The sequence below is a fragment of the Virgibacillus ihumii genome (assembly GCF_902726655.1).
GTDB classification, from domain to species: domain Bacteria; phylum Bacillota; class Bacilli; order Bacillales; family Amphibacillaceae; genus Lentibacillus; species Lentibacillus ihumii.
Window position 1 is genome coordinate 3530005 of record NZ_CACVAN010000001.1, and the last position, 17706, is coordinate 3547710.

Consider the following 17706-nt stretch of genomic DNA (forward strand, 5'->3'; position numbering starts at 1 on the left):
AGGCTGGATAACGTGAAGATATGGGATACACCCTTAACCACGTTAACGGAAAGAAATTGGAACGATGCAGATAAGCGGTTATTAGTGAAGATGCTCGAAGAATTTATGTATGAGAAAATTTTAATCCCGGATTTAATAAATGAGGAAGACGGAATTCGTACGTATAAATGGGAAGATAAAAAGGGAACCGTGTACCGCTTCCAGGCAAAAATACGTTTGTTTGATAGTGTCTCTGTAATCGCTGATAGTATTGAGATTCAGTCAGATGAGCATGGAGAAGTTCCGTTGGCTGTGTCCCTCTTACTCAGTATTCAGGAAGAAGGGAAGATGTCAGATTCTACAACGGGACATTTGATTCGGGAATACTTACACACGTTAATGGCGGACACCCATTTGAATGAAGCGTCAAAAACAGCGGAACAACTGGTGAAATTGGGTTATGCCGAATTGGAAGGGCAAATGACTGGTCATCCATGGATTACCTATAATAAAGGCCGAATTGGTTTTGGTTATGATGATTATCTGCAATTTGCCCCGGAACGGAAGAACCATGTCAATCTATCATGGATAGCTGTTCACAAAAACATTGGAACGTTTCATTCGGTTGAGGGGCTGGCTTATGAGCAGGTCATTAATCAAGAGCTGGAAGAGGATACATTTCATTTGTTTATTAGGCGCTTGCAGTCGATGGAGGTTCAGCCGGAGGATTATTATTTTATGCCGGTACACCTTTGGCAATGGAATCAGTCTATCGTCCAAATGTTTGCTGCAAATATTGCCAGGAAGGAGCTGATTCCAGTAGGTGAGGGTGGTGATGAATATCTTCCACAGCAGTCCATCCGGACATTTGTCAATACGACAAATACGGCGAAGTATCATGTGAAATTGCCAATGCGTATTTTAAATACGTTAGTTTACAGGGGACTGCCGGGGGAGAGAACCGTGATTGCTCCGGAGGTTACGAGCTTCATGAAAAATATTCTTGAAAATGATTCATTTTTAAAGGATGAATGCAGGCTGGGGTTATTAGGGGAAGTAGCAACGATGAATGTTGATCATCCGGTTTTTCATGCTGTGAAAGGAGCCCCTTATCAGTATCTTGAACTGCTCGGTGTTGTTTGGAGAGAGAGTATATATAATGAGCTGAATGATGGAGAACATGCCATCACACTTGCTGCACTATTGCATGTTGATCATGAAGGAACACCATTTGTTTCCAAGCTGATTGAGAAATCCGGTTTGACGGTTACAGAATGGGTAAATAGGCTTGTAAAAGCCATATTGCCACCGCTGCTGCATTATTTGTATCAATATGGTACCGTTTTTTCGCCACATGGACAAAATACGGTGCTTGTTTTAAAGGACAATGTGCCGGAACGGACGATTATGAAGGACTTTGTTGATGACGTTAATATAAGTGATCAGCCATTCCCTGAATTGGAGTCTGTTTCAGACAGATTGAAGCAAGTACTGAGGAGTGAAGCTCCGGAAGGGTTAACACAATTTATTTTTACTGGATTGTTCATTTGTCATTTCCGTTACTTGAGCGATATTCTGGAAGAGCATGAAGCCTTTTCTGAATACACGTTTTGGGAAATTGTCAGAGCGGAAATTTTAAGTTATCAACAAAGGTTCCCTCATTTAAAGGAACGTTATCAATTATTCGATTTATTGCGACCGACGTTTACTAAATTAACACTGAATCGCAATCGCATGTTTGATTACGGGTATGAAGATGGTGATAATCGCCCGCATGCAAGTGAGTTTGGGAAAGTAACCAATGCATTGGATGTGGTAGCTTCTGAAAGGATGGCAGCCGAAAAAAGCTAATTTATAGTAAAAAATCAGGGTAGAAAAAGTATCGCATAAGCTTTTTCTATCCTTTTATTTATGGAAATTTGCCATGAAAACGTATACCATGGAAGTAGACAAACATGAGGGGGAATGATAGTTGGTTATCCTGTCATCAGCAAAACTTTCAGACAAGCATAAACGGGCATTGCACGATAAATACCCTGATTTCACATTTATTTTTTGCGAAAAGATAGAGGAAGCAGAACAGTATTTGAACCAGGCTGAGATTCTGATTACGTATGGAGAGGATCTCACGGACGAATTAGTTGAGCGTGCATTCCAACTAAAATGGATTATGGTAATTTCTGCCGGATTGGAGAAAATGCCTTTGACAACAATTGAGGAGCAGGGGATTCTGGTAACAAACGCGAAAGGGATTCACAAGTATCAAATGGCGGAATATGCCATTTCCATGCTGCTTCAAGTTTATCGGCAATCAAAGGTGATAATGGAAAATGAGCAAAACGGTAAGTGGGATAAATCCGTCCGATTGCAGGAGTTAAATGGGAAATCCATGCTGATTGCCGGTCCTGGAGCAATTGGCGGGGAAGTGGCACGGCTTGCAAAAGCATTCCGAATAACAACCTATGGCATTTCCAGAAGCGGCAAGCCAGTTGATAACATTGATGAAATGTATACCAATGATGAGTTAAAAAGCATTTTGCCTAAAGCAGATATCGTTGTATCAGTATTACCAAGCACATCCGAAACAACAAATTATTTTAGCTATGAACATTTTCAGCTGCTGCCCGATCACGCGGTATTTCTGAATATGGGACGCGGTGACGCAGTGAGCAGTGACGTGATTCTAAAGGTAATCAGAGAAGGAGAGATTGCCCATGCGGTACTGGATGTGTTTGAAACGGAACCGCTGCCGTCAGATCATCCGTTTTGGAACGAAGAGAATATTACTGTAACTCCGCACATATCAGGCGGTTCACCAATGTACCAGACAAGGGCAATGGAAATTTTTGAACAAAATCTCCGCACATATCTGGAAGATCGTGATGATTACGTAAATAAAATTGATATAACCAGGGGGTATTAAGGATGCGAATTTACACACGAAAAGGTGACAAAGGGACAACATCGTTAATCTATGGTCAACGCGTACCGAAAAATGATTTGCGCGTGGAAGCATACGGGACATGTGATGAAACCAATTCAATGATCGGACTGGCATTAAGTTTTCTGGAAAATGAGGAATGGGATGAGAAAAAGGCATTTCTCGAAAAAATGCACCGCATCCAGACGATTTTATTTCATGTTGGGGCAGAACTTGCAACACCAAAAGACAAAGATGTGAAATGGAAACTGAAACAGGAATATATTCAGGAACTTGAAGATCAAATTGATGAATGGGATAAGAGTTTGGAACCATTGCGAAACTTTATCCTGCCATCAGGTCACAGTGCTTCAAGTGCATTGCACACTGCAAGAACTGTAGCACGACGGGCGGAGCGCACTGCAGTTGGCATGGGCGATGAATTGGAAAATCCGCTTGTTGTGTCATACCTGAACCGCTTGTCCGATTTCCTGTTTGTGGCAGCCAGGTATGTGAATCAAAGCCTGAATGGAACTGAGATTCCTTTGAAAGCTGATATATAAGATATTATAAAAGCAAATGATTTTTTTAAAACAATCATTTGCTTTTTTATGTATTATTTTTTCAAGGCTCCAATATACTTATATTGACAGACAGCTCTTCAGGAAGGTACACTATTTATAAGAATTATAAAATAAGAATTAATAAGGCTTTAATCATACAAAACGAAAGTGAGGTGCATGACGGTGTCTGAACAGAAACTTCGTGAAGCAATCGATACACTAAAAGATTCAGGCGTCAGGATAACACCACAGCGTCATGCGGTTCTTGAGTATCTTTTAAACTCGATGATTCACCCGACAGCCGATGAGATTTATAAAGCACTTGAAGGCAAATTTCCGAATATGAGCGTGGCAACGGTTTACAACAATCTGCGCGTATTACGGGAAATCGGTCTTGTCCGTGAACTGACTTATGGTGATTCTTCCAGCCGTTTTGACTGCAACACAACAGAGCACTATCATATAATTTGTGATGAATGTGGTAAAATAGTGGACTTCCATTATCCGACGCTGGACGAAGTGGAATCTCTTGCAGAACAAGTAACCGGGTTTGAGGTTAGTCATCACCGAATGGAAATTTATGGCAAATGCGAAGGTTGCCAGCAGCTTGAAACACAAAAGCATTAATCATTATATAAAAAGCCGGATGTCCTGTGTGGGCATCCGGCTTTATTGGCAGTTGAGAAAGTATAAAATCCTTGCTTACCGCATAAGTTCATCTAAAGGTTTGGTAACAAACCAAGTTTTCTAATTTGTTTATGAAGTTCCCTTTGTTAGCGGGCTTTTTATTTTTTGTCCTCTTTTGCCTTCTGTTTTGCTTCTTTACGGTATTTGCGTGTATTATATTTTTCATCGAATTCTTTTCCCTCAAGGTCTTTGTCAAGAGTCAGCGGCTGCTTGCAGTGCATACATGCATCAACACGTCCAAGCATCTTGGTCGGTTTCTCGCAGTTTGGACAGACGATGGGAACCGCTTTTGTGGATAGCATGCCGATCCAAAAATAAACAACACAACTGAAAATGACAAACAGCAGGCCGATTATCATAAACGTTGCCATCAGCCATTCAATTTGCTTGGACAGGATTCCACCGTACATAAAGGCAAAGCCAATGAATACCTGAGCCAGGGCAAAAGAACGGATTTTATTAATTTTGCTTGAGTAGACTAACTGCTGCTTTGCCATGCTTGGCCTCCTTAATATTCCATTGGCAGATAAGAAAGTATAAAAACTTTCTTACTGCATAAGTGCAACTATGGTTGCCACCCAAAAGCTTGGTGACAACCAAGTTTTCTAAACAGTATAGCATATTTTCACAGCTTTTTTGACCTCAAAAAAAGGATTTCACAAAAATATAACGAATTATATACTATTGAGGTTAATGGGGGAATCGTCAAAATGGAAGATTTACTGAGACCAATTTATCAGGAACGTGCCAGTGATTGCGGCACGTTAGGTATAGTGATTATTGAAAAAATGAAACCAAACAGTCCGATTACTGATAATTTTGATGTGATTCTGCTGATTATTGTAAATGATGACGCAAAGCAGGACTGGTTTGTAAAACATTATGAACTTGAAGATGAAAAGACAGCAGCCATGCACATTGTGACAGAGAAACAATTGATGGAATGGATTGATACAAGCGGTTATCGAAAAGCAGTTGAATGGGTAATTAATGGGAAAGTTGTGTTTGATCGTAACGGTTATATTGCTGACTTAAAAAATCAGTTGCGCAAATTCCCGTTGGAGAAACGAAATTTGCGGAAAGCAATGGAATTTGGAAAACTGGTCAAGAGTTATAATGAAGTGAAAGAGCTTCATGAATCAAATCAGCTTAAAGACGCATACAGCCGAATGGTGCATTCGCTTCATTATTTGGCGAGACTTGCTGTCATTGAAAAAGGCTACCATCCGGAAGTGACACTTTGGAACCAAGTGAAACAGATTGACCCCGAGGTATATAAGTTGTATGAAGAGCTAGTTGAAAGTGAAGAGGATATTGAACAACGTATTAAACTGATGATTCTGGCCGCGGACTTTGCTATCAGCACCAGAGCGGAAGTCTCCGCAAAACATTTACTGGATATTATCCGGACGAAAGATGCGGCCTGGTCGTATGAAGAATTGAAGCAGCAGCCGGCGGTATCACCATACGTGCTTGATCTCGCCGCAATGTTAATGTATCTTCATGAAAAAGGTTTGCTTGAAACCGAATTGGCTTTGACAAAGGGTGCTGGAGTTTATCAGCTGAAGTACAAATCTATATAAAAATTTATGCACACTGGACGTTTGGTCAGCATAAGAATATATGGTTGATGCAGCAATAAGGGCTATGGCAGTTATTCCATAGCCCTTGATTTATTATTGGTTTGGTTGGAAAATAATATTGACTTTAAAAATGAGGCATGATAAAGTAATATTCGCTGTTGAAATTCATGGCGAATTTGCGAGGCGAAACATGATTAAAATTTGCTCTTGATTTGAGCAGGATATCATGGTATATTGAATATCGTTGCGCTTGGTTAGGCAACGGAACTTCTTTCAAAAAAACTTCAATTAATTATTGACATTATTTTTGGAAGATGGTATATTAGTGAAGTCGCTGTTTTGAACGCGGCGCAATAAATTTGCTCTTTGAAAACTGAACAAAACAACCAGTATGTCAAGAAACAGGACGAAAGCAAAAGCTTTCCCCTGGATTCAATTTACGAAGCTAAGCTATGGTTGATTGGTGTCAATCATATATCAACTTTCTATGGAGAGTTTGATCTTGGCTCAGGACGAACGCTGGCGGCGTGCCTAATACATGCAAGTCGAGCGCGGGAAGCAGGCGGAAGCCTTCGGGCGGAAGCTTGTGGAACGAGCGGCGGACGGGTGAGTAACACGTGGGCAACCTGCCTGTAAGATTGGGATAACTCCGGGAAACCGGGGCTAATACCGAATGAAGCGCGTCACCGCATGGTGACGTGATGAAAAGCGGCTTTTAGCTGTCACTTACAGATGGGCCCGCGGCGCATTAGCTAGTTGGTGGGGTAAGAGCTTACCAAGGCGACGATGCGTAGCCGACCTGAGAGGGTGATCGGCCACACTGGGACTGAGACACGGCCCAGACTCCTACGGGAGGCAGCAGTAGGGAATCATCCGCAATGGACGAAAGTCTGACGGTGCAACGCCGCGTGAGTGATGAAGGTTTTCGGATCGTAAAACTCTGTTGTCAGGGAAGAACAAGTACCGTTTGAATAAGGCGGTACCGTGACGGTACCTGACCAGAAAGCCCCGGCTAACTACGTGCCAGCAGCCGCGATAATACGTAGGGGGCAAGCGTTGTCCGGAATTATTGGGCGTAAAGCGCTCGCAGGCGGTCTTTTAAGTCTGATGTGAAATCTCGCGGCTCAACCGCGAATGGTCATTGGAAACTGGAGGACTTGAGTACAGAAGAGGAGAGTGGAATTCCACGTGTAGCGGTGAAATGCGTAGAGATGTGGAGGAACACCAGTGGCGAAGGCGACTCTCTGGTCTGTAACTGACGCTGAGGAGCGAAAGCGTGGGGAGCGAACAGGATTAGATACCCTGGTAGTCCACGCCGTAAACGTTGAGTGCTAGGTGTTAGGGGGTTTCCGCCCCTTAGTGCTGCAGTTAACGCATTAAGCACTCCGCCTGGGGAGTACGGCCGCAAGGCTGAAACTCAAAAGAATTGACGGGGGCCCGCACAAGCGGTGGAGCATGTGGTTTAATTCGAAGCAACGCGAAGAACCTTACCAGGTCTTGACATCCTCTGCCAGCGCTGGAGACAGCGTGTTCCCTTCGGGGACAGAGTGACAGGTGGTGCATGGTTGTCGTCAGCTCGTGTCGTGAGATGTTGGGTTAAGTCCCGCAACGAGCGCAACCCTTGATCTTAGTTGCCAGCATTCAGTTGGGCACTCTAAGGTGACTGCCGGTGACAAACCGGAGGAAGGTGGGGATGACGTCAAATCATCATGCCCCTTATGACCTGGGCTACACACGTGCTACAATGGATGGAACAGAGGGCAGCGAAGCCGCAAGGTGTAGCAAATCCCATAAAACCATTCTCAGTTCGGATTGCAGGCTGCAACTCGCCTGCATGAAGCCGGAATCGCTAGTAATCGCGGATCAGCATGCCGCGGTGAATACGTTCCCGGGCCTTGTACACACCGCCCGTCACACCACGAGAGTTGGCAACACCCGAAGTCGGTGAGGTAACCTTTTGGAGCCAGCCGCCGAAGGTGGGGCCAATGATTGGGGTGAAGTCGTAACAAGGTAGCCGTATCGGAAGGTGCGGCTGGATCACCTCCTTTCTAAGGATTATAAGAAAGCGTAGGCGCCTGGTCATCGACGTACAGACTGGACTGCTTCTGACGAGATAAAAGAAACACGATGAACGTAGTGAATCGATGTTGATTTATCGTAGGAAGAAGAAGGAAGTCTGCTAGTCGATGGGCGCCGGAGCTGGATTATGACGGAAGGCATACTTGGTTGTTTGGTTCAGTTTTGAGGGAGTAAATTCTCTCATTTGTACCTTGAAAACTGAATAAGCAAGATCAACGACATCAAATCAAAAGCGAAGGCGAAGAAGAAGTACGTCTATTCATAGTTAAGTGAAGAAGGGCGCACGGTGAATGCCTTGGCACTGGGAGCCGAAGAAGGACGGGACTAACACCGATATGCCCCGGGGAGTCGTAAGTAGACTTCGATCCGGGGATTTCCGAATGGGGGAACCCGCTGTTCGTAATGGAACAGGACGTGTATCTGAATACATAGGGTACGCGAGGCACACCCGGGGAACTGAAACATCTCAGTACCCGGAGGAAGAGAAAGCAAACGCGATTTCCCGAGTAGCGGCGAGCGAAACGGAAGCAGCCCAAACCAGAAAGCTTGCTTTCTGGGGTTGTAGGACACTCCATTGGAGTTACCAAGAGATGCATTAGACGAATCGGCCTGGAATGGCCGGCCGAAGAAGGTAAGAGCCCTGTAGTCGAAAATGCGTCTCCTCCGGAGTGGATCCTGAGTACGACGGAACACGAGGAATTCCGTCGGAATCCGGGAGGACCATCTCCCAAGGCTAAATACTCCCCAGTGACCGATAGTGAACCAGTACCGTGAGGGAAAGGTGAAAAGCACCCCGGAAGGGGAGTGAAAGAGAACCTGAAACCGTGCGCTTACAAGTAGTCGAAGCCCGTTAATGGGTGACGGCGTACCTTTTGTAGAATGGACCGGCGAGTTACGATCGTATGCAAGGTTAAGTGGAAGACACGGAGCCGCAGCGAAAGCGAGTCTGAACAGGGCGAATGAGTATGCGGTCGTAGACCCGAAACCGTGTGATCTACCCATGTCCAGGGTGAAAGTCAGGTAACACTGACTGGAGGCCCGAACCCACGTATGCTGAAAAATGCGGGGATGAGGTGTGGGTAGGGGTGAAATGCCAATCGAACACGGAGATAGCTGGTTCTCTCCGAAATAGCTTTAGGGCTAGCCTCAAGGGAAGCGTACCGGAGGTAGAGCACTGATTGGACGAGGGGCCCTCACCGGGTTACCGAATTCAGTCAAACTCCGAATGCCGGTTACGTAGCCTTGGGAGTCAGACTATGGGTGATAAGGTTCATAGTCGAAAGGGAAACAGCCCAGACCGCCAGCTAAGGTCCCAAAGTATACGTTAAGTGGAAAAGGATGTGGCGTTGCCCAGACAACCAGGATGTTGGCTTAGAAGCAGCCATCATTTAAAGAGTGCGTAATAGCTCACTGGTCGAGTGACGCTGCGCCGAAAATGTACCGGGGCTAAACGTATCACCGAAGCTGCGGATTGTTCTTCGAACAATGGTAGGAGAGCGTTCCAGGCGCTGTGAAGTCAGACCGTGAGGACTGGTGGAGCACCTGGAAGTGAGAATGCCGGTATGAGTAGCGAAAAAAGAGTGAGAATCTCTTTCACCGAAAGCCTAAGGTTTCCTGAGGAAGGCTCGTCCTCTCAGGGTTAGTCGGGACCTAAGCCGAGGCCGAAAGGCGTAGGCGATGGACAACAGGTCGATATTCCTGTACCACCTCATGAGCGTTTGAGCGACGGGGGGACGCAGGAGGAGAAGGAAAGCGCACCGATGGACGTGTGCGTCCAAGCAGTAAGGCAGTTGGATAGGTAAATCCGTCCAATAATGCCGAGCTGTGATGGGGAGGGAAATAGAGTACCGAAGTTCCTGCATCCACACTGCCAAGAAAAGCCTCTAGTGAGTTCATAGGTGCCCGTACCGCAAACCGACACAGGTAGGCGAGGAGAGAATCCTAAGGTGAGCGGGAGAACTCTCGTTAAGGAACTCGGCAAAATGACCCCGTAACTTCGGGAGAAGGGGTGCTTGCTTACGAGTGAGCCGCAGTGAATAGGCCCAAGCGACTGTTTAGCAAAAACACAGGTCTCTGCGAAGCCGAAAGGCGAAGTATAGGGGCTGACACCTGCCCGGTGCTGGAAGGTTAAGGGGAAGCGTTAGCACTTCGGTGCGAAGCGCAGAACCGAAGCCCCAGTAAACGGCGGCCGTAACTATAACGGTCCTAAGGTAGCGAAATTCCTTGTCGGGTAAGTTCCGACCCGCACGAAAGGTGCAACGACTTGGGCACTGTCTCAACGAGAGACCCGGTGAAATTATACGATGTGTGAAGATGCACATTACCCGCGACAGGACGGAAAGACCCCGTGGAGCTTTACTGTAGCCTGATATTGAATGTTGGTACAGCTTGTACAGGATAGGTGGGAGCCATTGAACCCGGAGCGCCAGCTTCGGTGGAGGCACCCGTGGGATACCACCCTGGCTGTACGGACCTTCTAACCCAGGGCCGTAATCCGGTCCGGAGACAGTGTCAGGCGGGCAGTTTGACTGGGGCGGTCGCCTCCCAAAAGGGAACGGAGGCGCCCAAAGGTTCCCTCAGAATGGTTGGAAATCATTCGCATGAGTGTAAAGGCAGAAGGGAGCTTGACTGCGAGACCTACAAGTCGAGCAGGGACGAAAGTCGGGCTTAGTGATCCGGTGGTTCCGCATGGAAGGGCCATCGCTCAACGGATAAAAGCTACCCCGGGGATAACAGGCTTATCTCCCCCAAGAGTTCACATCGACGGGGAGGTTTGGCACCTCGATGTCGGCTCATCGCATCCTGGGGCTGTAGTCGGTCCCAAGGGTTGGGCTGTTCGCCCATTAAAGCGGTACGCGAGCTGGGTTCAGAACGTCGTGAGACAGTTCGGTCCCTATCCGTCGTGGGCGTTGGAAGTTTGCGAGGAGCTGTCCTTAGTACGAGAGGACCGGGATGGACACACCGCTGGTGTACCAGTTGTTCCGCCAGGAGCACAGCTGGGTAGCTACGTGTGGCAAGGATAAGTGCTGAAAGCATCTAAGCATGAAGCCCCCCTCAAGATGAAACTTCCCATCACTTCGAGTGAGTAAGATCCCTCAGAGACGATGAGGTAGATAGGTCCGAGGTGGAAGCGTGGTGACACGTGGAGCTGACGGATACTAATCGATCGAGGACTTAACTAAATCGCTTTTGATGATGCGTTGCATGGACGCTTATTCAGTTTTCAGGGTATAAATTCCTGAATAGCCCTTGCATTTTTTATCGAAAATGCCTATAATATATCTTGTCTTGAAAAATGAGGGAGAACATCGTGACGAAAGATGTCATGGTTCCAGCCCGAAGGTCTGGTAGCAATAGCGGAGAGGTCACACCTGTTCCCATGCCGAACACAGCAGTTAAGCTCTCCAGCGCCGATGGTAGTTGGGGCTTTGCCCCTGCAAGAGTAGGACGCCGCCAGGCCATATACATACATGGCTAGCGCTGATTGATTAGGAAGACTTTTGATTATGGTCTCAAGGAAATAGCCGCCAAGGTCGTCATGTAGTGAATAATTTTATATAATATTCATGCATTGAATTTACTACTTGTATTATTCCACAGTAGCTCAGCGGTAGAGCAATCGGCTGTTAACCGATCCGTCGCAGGTTCGATTCCTGCCTGTGGAGCCATGGAGAGCTGTCCGAGAGGCCGAAGGAGCACGATTGGAAATCGTGTAGACCGCTATCGCGGTCTCGAGGGTTCGAATCCCTCGCTCTCCGCCATTTTCAATATTGGCCCGTTGGTCAAGTGGTTAAGACACCGCCCTTTCACGGCGGTAACACGGGTTCGAATCCCGTACGGGTCACCACTAATATGGAGGATTAGCTCAGCTGGGAGAGCACCTGCCTTACAAGCAGGGGGTCGCAGGTTCGAGCCCTGCATCCTCCACCATTTAAATTCATATCGCGGGGTGGAGCAGTCTGGTAGCTCGTTGGGCTCATAACCCAAAGGTCGCAAGTTCAAATCTTGCCCCCGCAACCAAATTACTTCTATTACATAAATTGGTCCGGTAGTTCAGCTGGTTAGAATGCCTGCCTGTCACGCAGGAGGTCGCGGGTTCGAGTCCCGTCCGGACCGCCACTAATTTTTGGTTTAACATACATATTAATTTATTAGTAAGCCGATAAGGCATTATCTGGTTTAGTGATTATGAATAAGGATCACGCTTTAATAATTCTATTTTGGCTCTGTAGCTCAGTCGGTAGAGCAAGGGACTGAAAATCCCTGTGTCGGCGGTTCGATTCCGTCCGGAGCCACCATTTTTTTGGAGGGGTAGCGAAGTGGCTAAACGCGGCGGACTGTAAATCCGCTCCCTCAGGGTTCGGGAGTTCGAATCTCTCCCCCTCCACCATTTTGAATACAGGGGTATAGTTTAATGGTAAAACGAAGGTCTCCAAAACCTTTGATGTGGGTTCGATTCCTACTACCCCTGCCATTAAATATATGATGGCGGTCGTGGCGAAGTGGTTAACGCACCGGATTGTGGCTCCGGCACACGTGGGTTCGATCCCCACCGGTCGCCCCATTTTTAATTAAATATTGGGCCATAGCCAAGCGGTAAGGCATCGGGTTTTGATCCCGTGTATCCCAGGTTCGAATCCTGGTGGCCCAGCCATATTGCGGAAGTAGTTCAGTGGTAGAACACCACCTTGCCAAGGTGGGGGTCGCGGGTTCGAATCCCGTCTTCCGCTCCATTTTGATTAATCGGTTTTGGCGGTATAGCCAAGTGGTAAGGCAGAGGTCTGCAAAACCTTTATCACCGGTTCAAATCCGGTTACCGCCTCCAACACACACATGCCGGTGTGGCGGAATTGGCAGACGCGCATGACTCAAAATCATGTTCCTTCTGGGAGTGTCGGTTCGATCCCGACCACCGGTACTACAAAAGTTAAAAATCCTTATAGGTCAATGCTTTGAGTGATTCAGAGTATTGGCTTTTTACGTTTCAGGGGTTAAAGCGAAGTATAATCGTGCGGACAGAACTTACGGTCAATAAGTATCATTAAACTAAATTATTCTACTTAAGCTAAGTTTTGCGATTGGCCTCACTGTCTCACTCACATTATATTACCTAACATTACTACAAAGTTTTCCAATCTGATCCACCTCAACTTCCACCGTATCCCCAGATTTCAATGGGCAGCTTCCTGAAGGGGAACCAGTTGCGAGAATATCACCAGGCTCCAGTGTCATAACTTCCGAAATCCAGCTAATAAGATAGGGAATGGAAAGTGACATCTGATTCGTATTACTGTCTTGAACGACTTTTTTGTTTAAAGTCGTAACAATTTTTAAGTTAGTTGGATCGATGCCTGTCATGATATGAGGGCCTAATGGGCCAAAGGTATCGAATCCTTTCCCTCTTGTAAACTGCGGGTCAGATTTCGTAAGGTCTCTTGCTGTCACATCGTTAAAAATTGTACAGCCAAAAACGTAATTTAATGCTTCTTCCTTTTTTATATTTTTACCGCGTCTCCCAATAACGAGTGCGACTTCTCCTTCCAATTCTACCTGGTTTGATAATTCGGTAGGTGGTAAAATGATTTCACCTTGATCAGGAATAAGAGATGAATTTGGTTTTAAAAACAGAAATGGTTCCGTGAGGCCTGCTTCTCCCCCGGTCTCTTTGGCATGTTCAGCATATGTCCAACCAAAATTAACAATTTTCGAAGGGATTACGGGCTCCAGAACCTTTACATCATTATATTTAACCCGTATGCTTTCATATTTGAGTTCATTGTTAACAATCTCTGTAAATGTACTGGATAATTGTATAATTTCGTCATCCTCAGCTATACCGTAATACCTGTTATCATTTTTTTCATAACGAACTATTTTTTGTCCTTTTTGTATTGCCTTCATATTAAATATAGTCCCCTTATTGATTTGATATCCTAATTATTATTACTTTGCTCAAAAATGCCCTTTCTATAACATCGATAGGAACGATGTAGTTCACATGTTATAATTATCGTGTAAGGATAGATTTAATATAGCGTTTAAAGTTTATAGATTTTACTGCAATTGTAGTAAGTAATTCGGCACAGGAAGCCGTTTTTCATAAAAATTGGAGATGGTAATGATGAAGCTAGTGGGGTCTTTTCTATTGCGCAGTACAGCCGGCCTGTTTGGTTATTTCATTATTTGGCCGATCAGTTTCTTTGCATTCGAACAAGCTTTTCTTCTTTCAGTATTGTATGCTCTTGTTGGAGGGGGATCTGTTTTCTTTGCCGTTAAAGGTGTGCAACGGGGAATAGATATAAAAAGAAGTGGATTGAAGGTAGGAGAGTACCGTTATATCACGAAAAATTTAAAAGAAGCAAAAAAGAAAATTTCACGTCTGCAAAAAGTCTTATTTCGCATACGAAACTTTAGGGATGCAAGACAGAATTTACTTCTAATGCAGACCGTGCGTAAAATTTATACGAATACTAAAAAAGAACCGGAACGTTTTTACAAGGCAGAACGATTTTATTATAAAAACCTGGACTCTCTTGTGGAAATAGCAGAAAAATATACTTATTTGCTAGCAGCAGCCTGCAAAAAACGCTGAGATGTCCAAAGCCTTAGCGGATACACGTGAAACGATGCACATGTTAACCGGTACAGTGAATAATGATTTGCATTATATGTTAAGGGACGATTTGGAAGTATTGGATGTTGAATTGGAAACAGCCAAGCGTACGATTAGTGATAAGAAGAAATATAACAGGAGGATACCGGAATGAGTGAAAACACAGAACGTAAACGCGATGCCATGGATGACTTATTAGCCAACCCATTTGGTGAACAAAATCAAAAGAAACCATCAACGGAAAGCATGGAGAATAAAAACGATAAATTAGTGGATACATTAAGCGAAGAGGATCGGAAAAAAGCGATGGATTTGTCTGAGCAAATTGATCCTGAAAATTATCAGTCTATTACGGAATATGGAACAGAAGCACAGTCAAAACTGATGAATTTTTCCCATTCGATGCTTGATAATGTAAAGAATAAGGATGTAGGTGACATTAGCTCTATTTTAACGGATTTAATGAAAAGACTGGAACAAGTCAATCCGGATGAATTGCGGCAGGAAAAATGCGGCTTATTCTCCCGTTTTTTCGGAAAAGTTTCCGGTTCAGTTAATGAAATAATGTCCAAATATCAAAAAACTGGTGCGCAAATTGATAAAATCAGTGTTAAATTGGAGCGAAGCAAAGATGTATTAGAAAAAGACAATCATATGCTGCAGGACATGTTTGATAAAAACCATGATTACTTTGATGCCTTAAACATTTATATCGCAGCAGGTGAGGTAAAAAGAGAGGAACTAATCAATACAACCATCCCTCAATTAAAACAAAAGGCTGAGCGGACCCAAAATCAAATGGATACGCAAGAAGTCAATGATGTTATGCAATTTGCAGAACGGCTTGATAAACGGCTGCATGATTTAAAGCTGAGCAAACAAATTACGTTGCAAACCGCCCCGCAAATTCGCTTGATTCAAAATACCAATCAGGCGTTAGTGGAAAAAATTCAATCCTCGATTTTAACATCCATTCCACTTTGGAAAAATCAAATTGCTATTGCACTTACACTGCTTCGCCAGCAAAATGCTGTGGAGGCTCAGAAAGAAGTATCTAAGACAACAAATGAATTGCTGCTGAAAAATTCGGATATGCTTAAAACCAACACAATTGAAACTGCAAAAGAAAATGAGCGTGGTGTGGTAGATATAGAAACATTAAAAACAACGCAGGAAAACTTGCTATCAACCATTGAAGAAACAATGCGTATTCAAACAGAAGGACGTGAAAAACGGAAACAGGCAGAAGAGGAAATAACAGGGATGGAGAATGAAATGAAGCAAAAACTTCTGGAACTTGGAAAAAATCGTTCATAAAGTAAAAAAAAGATGAGAAATTTATCTGGAACGAGGCTGGGACAAAACCCAGTAAAATAGAATAAGCGTGGTCTCCACCATTAAGTGGAAAGACCACGCTTATTTTTTTGCTTTTAATAAACAAAAAGGACACCTTCTGATAAAATTAAAGTAACCACACAATAATCATCGGAGGTGTCCTTATGTTTAAACATTATAACATGAATCAAGTGGTTTTGCCGTTAGATTTAGAAATAAAACTTCAAGAAGATGATATTGCTTACGCTGTGAATGACATAGTGGAAGCTATTCCGGATGATGCATTCATTAACTTTTTACGTGACACTGGTTGTCCAGCTTATCATCCACGCATGATGATGAAAATTATTTTATGTGCTTACACGCAATCTGTTTTCTCTGGCAGAAAGGTGGAAGGATTACTGAACGATAGTGTACGTATGATGTGGTTAGCCCAGGGATATGAGCCGAGTTATCGCACCATCAATCGATTCCGTGTTCATCCAGAGGTCAAAGAACTATTGCGTCAGTGCTTCGTGCAATTTCGTTGTCAGCTTGTACAGGAAGAACAGATAGATGAAGAAGCGATTTTTATGGACGGAACCAAAATCGAAGCGAATGCCAATAAGTATACATTTGTTTGGCGTAAAGCGATTGAAAAATACAGTGCCAATTTGGTGGAGAAGTCCAACCAGATGTATGATGAACTATTGGAAAAAGAAATTATTCCGGAAATCGAACGGGAAAGCGCAGATGAGCTATCTACCGATGAGCTCGAAAAAGTAGTCGAAAAGCTGGATGAGAACGTTGAAGCCTATAATAAAAAAATCGAAGCAAGTGAAGATGGAAGCGAACGGAAACGGCTTCGCTCCGAACGCAAAACACCGAAACAATATCGTAAACAATTTAAGGATTACGTGGCACGCAAACAGAAATACCAGCAGGACATGGAAACCTTCGGAACACGCAACAGTTACTCCAAGACAGATCATGATGCCACGTTTATGCGAATGAAAGATGACCATATGAGAAATGGCCAACTGAAAGCAGGCTATAATGTGCAACTTGCGACAGAAGGACAATATGCGCTCGCTTATGATGTGTTTCCAAACCCGACAGATACACGTACATTCATTCCTTTTCTGGATCATATCGAGGAACGTTTCTTTAAGCTACCGACGTATATTGTCGCTGACGCAGGCTATGGAAGTGAACAAAACTACGAAGACGTCATCGAGAATCGGAAACGCACGCCACTGATTACGTATAACCAATACCGTAAAGAGAAGAAAAAGAAATATAAGGAAAACGCCTTTAATGTAGCCAATTGGGAATATAGCGAGGAAAATGATACCTTTACCTGTCCGAATGGTAAAAGATTAACCTTCCGCTATATGTCCAACCGAACAGACCGATATGGTTATACAAGGACATTTAAAGTTTATGAATGTGAAGACTGTTCCGGTTGTCCGTTACGATCCCAATGCACCAAAGCAAAGGAAGGCCATAACCGAAGAATTTATTATAACCAAAAGTGGGAGCAACAAAAAGCATATACGAGACAACAGCTTTCGGAAAAAGAAACTGGTGAAATTTACGGTAAACGTAAAATTGAGGTGGAACCAGTCTTCGGATTCTTGAAGGCTAATTTGCGTTTCACCCGTTTTTCTGTACGGGGCAAAGAGAAAGTGGAAAATGAATTAGGATTTGCATTCATGGCGGTGAACTTGCGAAAGTACACTGCCATGAACGTAAATCAACCAACAGATCATAAAAATAATCCAAATCAAAATGGTTCCGATCACCAACAATCGATGATCGGAACCATTTTTAAGTTATTTTTGGCTAGTTATGTCCCAGCCTCTTTTATTTCGCAAAAATATTTATTAGTTATGGTTCCGGGTATTATTTGCGTGTCATAATGAATTGTGGGTAAAAGGGTCTTATTTTTTACCATGATATTCCTAA

The 17706-nt window shown here is 44.3% G+C and carries 11 protein-coding genes, 14 tRNA genes and 3 rRNA genes; 26 read left to right on the plus strand and 2 right to left on the minus strand.

The annotated features are described in order from the left end of the window. Window positions 1–12 precede the first annotated feature (12 nt). The 4 genes from HUX68_RS17365 to perR all read left to right on the plus strand — a co-directional run bounded on the left by HUX68_RS17365 (window position 13) and on the right by perR (window position 4089). Entirely contained in the window at window positions 13–1830 is a 1818-nt protein-coding gene (locus HUX68_RS17365; RefSeq protein WP_246206712.1) for an IucA/IucC family protein, read from the plus strand. Window positions 1831–1951: 121 nt separating this feature from the next. Beyond that, window positions 1952–2902, plus strand: a complete 951-nt coding sequence (locus tag HUX68_RS17370) for a D-2-hydroxyacid dehydrogenase (RefSeq protein ID WP_174615981.1) — start codon at window positions 1952–1954, stop codon at window positions 2900–2902. A gap of 2 nt (window positions 2903–2904) precedes the next feature. After that, window positions 2905–3462 carry a cob(I)yrinic acid a,c-diamide adenosyltransferase gene (locus HUX68_RS17375; RefSeq protein WP_174615982.1) on the plus strand — a complete coding sequence of 186 codons (558 nt, stop codon included), beginning with the start codon at window positions 2905–2907 and terminating at the stop codon, window positions 3460–3462. Between the two features lie 177 nt (window positions 3463–3639). Next, window positions 3640–4089 carry a peroxide-responsive transcriptional repressor PerR gene (perR, locus tag HUX68_RS17380; protein ID WP_174615983.1) on the plus strand — a complete coding sequence of 150 codons (450 nt, stop codon included), beginning with the start codon at window positions 3640–3642 and terminating at the stop codon, window positions 4087–4089. Between the two features lie 158 nt (window positions 4090–4247). On the opposite strand, the gene HUX68_RS17385 is transcribed toward perR, so the two are convergent. Further along, window positions 4248–4646, minus strand: coding sequence for a YgzB family protein (locus HUX68_RS17385; protein WP_174615984.1), 399 nt, complete (start codon window positions 4644–4646; stop codon window positions 4248–4250). 213 nt (window positions 4647–4859) lie between these two features. Here HUX68_RS17385 and HUX68_RS17390 point away from each other — a divergent pair, with 213 nt between their 5' ends. The 18 genes from HUX68_RS17390 (at window position 4860) to HUX68_RS17475 (ending at window position 12729) form a co-directional block, all read left to right on the plus strand. Beyond that, window positions 4860–5732: a nucleotidyltransferase-like protein gene (locus HUX68_RS17390; RefSeq protein WP_174615985.1), complete on the plus strand. Its 873-nt coding sequence runs from the start codon at window positions 4860–4862 to the stop codon at window positions 5730–5732. A 484-nt stretch (window positions 5733–6216) separates the two neighbouring features. After that, window positions 6217–7780 (plus strand): 16S ribosomal RNA (locus HUX68_RS17395). A gap of 294 nt (window positions 7781–8074) precedes the next feature. Continuing rightward, a 23S ribosomal RNA gene (locus HUX68_RS17400) occupies window positions 8075–10993 on the plus strand. Between the two features lie 161 nt (window positions 10994–11154). Further along, window positions 11155–11270: ribosomal RNA gene (rrf, locus tag HUX68_RS17405) — 5S ribosomal RNA — on the plus strand. Together the 16S, 23S and 5S rRNA genes with 14 tRNA genes alongside form the textbook arrangement of a ribosomal RNA operon. Window positions 11271–11404: 134 nt before the next feature. Then, window positions 11405–11479, plus strand: a tRNA-Asn gene (locus HUX68_RS17410). Between the two features lies 1 nt (window position 11480). After that, window positions 11481–11572 (plus strand) — tRNA-Ser (locus HUX68_RS17415). An 11-nt stretch (window positions 11573–11583) separates the two neighbouring features. Then, window positions 11584–11658 (plus strand) — tRNA-Glu (locus HUX68_RS17420). Between the two features lie 7 nt (window positions 11659–11665). After that, window positions 11666–11741 (plus strand) — tRNA-Val (locus tag HUX68_RS17425). A gap of 13 nt (window positions 11742–11754) precedes the next feature. Beyond that, window positions 11755–11831, plus strand: a tRNA-Met gene (locus tag HUX68_RS17430). 22 nt (window positions 11832–11853) lie between these two features. Then, window positions 11854–11930: transfer RNA gene (locus HUX68_RS17435), tRNA-Asp, on the plus strand. A 103-nt stretch (window positions 11931–12033) separates the two neighbouring features. Continuing rightward, a tRNA-Phe gene (locus tag HUX68_RS17440) sits at window positions 12034–12109 on the plus strand. A 7-nt stretch (window positions 12110–12116) separates the two neighbouring features. After that, window positions 12117–12201, plus strand: a tRNA-Tyr gene (locus HUX68_RS17445). 10 nt (window positions 12202–12211) lie between these two features. After that, window positions 12212–12285, plus strand: a tRNA-Trp gene (locus tag HUX68_RS17450). 14 nt (window positions 12286–12299) lie between these two features. Then, window positions 12300–12375, plus strand: a tRNA-His gene (locus HUX68_RS17455). A gap of 15 nt (window positions 12376–12390) precedes the next feature. Further along, window positions 12391–12465, plus strand: a tRNA-Gln gene (locus HUX68_RS17460). A 4-nt stretch (window positions 12466–12469) separates the two neighbouring features. Then, window positions 12470–12544, plus strand: a tRNA-Gly gene (locus HUX68_RS17465). Window positions 12545–12562: 18 nt separating this feature from the next. Beyond that, window positions 12563–12636: transfer RNA gene (locus HUX68_RS17470), tRNA-Cys, on the plus strand. A gap of 10 nt (window positions 12637–12646) precedes the next feature. Continuing rightward, window positions 12647–12729: transfer RNA gene (locus HUX68_RS17475), tRNA-Leu, on the plus strand. Between the two features lie 188 nt (window positions 12730–12917). Here the strand turns inward: HUX68_RS17475 and HUX68_RS17480 are convergent. Beyond that, on the minus strand, window positions 12918–13712 hold the full coding sequence (locus HUX68_RS17480; protein ID WP_174615986.1) for a fumarylacetoacetate hydrolase family protein: 795 nt from the start codon (window positions 13710–13712) through the stop codon (window positions 12918–12920). A gap of 217 nt (window positions 13713–13929) precedes the next feature. On the opposite strand from HUX68_RS17480, the gene HUX68_RS17485 reads away from it, so the two are divergent. From HUX68_RS17485 to HUX68_RS17500, 4 genes are all read left to right on the plus strand, one after another. Further along, window positions 13930–14403, plus strand: a complete 474-nt coding sequence (locus tag HUX68_RS17485) for a 5-bromo-4-chloroindolyl phosphate hydrolysis family protein (protein ID WP_174615987.1) — start codon at window positions 13930–13932, stop codon at window positions 14401–14403. Window position 14404: 1 nt separating this feature from the next. Then, entirely contained in the window at window positions 14405–14578 is a 174-nt protein-coding gene (locus HUX68_RS19470; protein ID WP_174615988.1) for a hypothetical protein, read from the plus strand. Continuing rightward, window positions 14575–15741, plus strand: coding sequence for a toxic anion resistance protein (locus HUX68_RS17495; RefSeq protein ID WP_174615989.1), 1167 nt, complete (start codon window positions 14575–14577; stop codon window positions 15739–15741). The genes HUX68_RS19470 and HUX68_RS17495 overlap by 4 nt, the downstream gene beginning before the upstream one ends. 182 nt (window positions 15742–15923) lie before the next feature. Then, window positions 15924–17660: an IS1182 family transposase gene (locus tag HUX68_RS17500; RefSeq protein ID WP_174615990.1), complete on the plus strand. Its 1737-nt coding sequence runs from the start codon at window positions 15924–15926 to the stop codon at window positions 17658–17660. Window positions 17661–17706 lie beyond the last annotated feature (46 nt).

Excerpts from the sequence above, each read along its gene's own strand:
- HUX68_RS17375 (WP_174615982.1), top strand. The coding sequence starts at position 2,905 with ATGCGAATTTACACACGAAAAGGTGACAAAGGGACAACATCGTTAATC.
- perR (WP_174615983.1), top strand. The coding sequence starts at position 3,640 with ATGACGGTGTCTGAACAGAAACTTCGTGAAGCAATCGATACACTAAAA.
- HUX68_RS17385 (WP_174615984.1), bottom strand. The coding sequence starts at position 4,646 with ATGGCAAAGCAGCAGTTAGTCTACTCAAGCAAAATTAATAAAATCCGT.
- HUX68_RS17390 (WP_174615985.1), top strand. The coding sequence starts at position 4,860 with ATGGAAGATTTACTGAGACCAATTTATCAGGAACGTGCCAGTGATTGC.
- HUX68_RS17480 (WP_174615986.1), bottom strand. The coding sequence starts at position 13,712 with ATGAAGGCAATACAAAAAGGACAAAAAATAGTTCGTTATGAAAAAAAT.
- HUX68_RS17485 (WP_174615987.1), top strand. The coding sequence starts at position 13,930 with ATGATGAAGCTAGTGGGGTCTTTTCTATTGCGCAGTACAGCCGGCCTG.
- HUX68_RS19470 (WP_174615988.1), top strand. The coding sequence starts at position 14,405 with ATGTCCAAAGCCTTAGCGGATACACGTGAAACGATGCACATGTTAACC.
- HUX68_RS17495 (WP_174615989.1), top strand. The coding sequence starts at position 14,575 with ATGAGTGAAAACACAGAACGTAAACGCGATGCCATGGATGACTTATTA.
- HUX68_RS17500 (WP_174615990.1), top strand. The coding sequence starts at position 15,924 with ATGTTTAAACATTATAACATGAATCAAGTGGTTTTGCCGTTAGATTTA.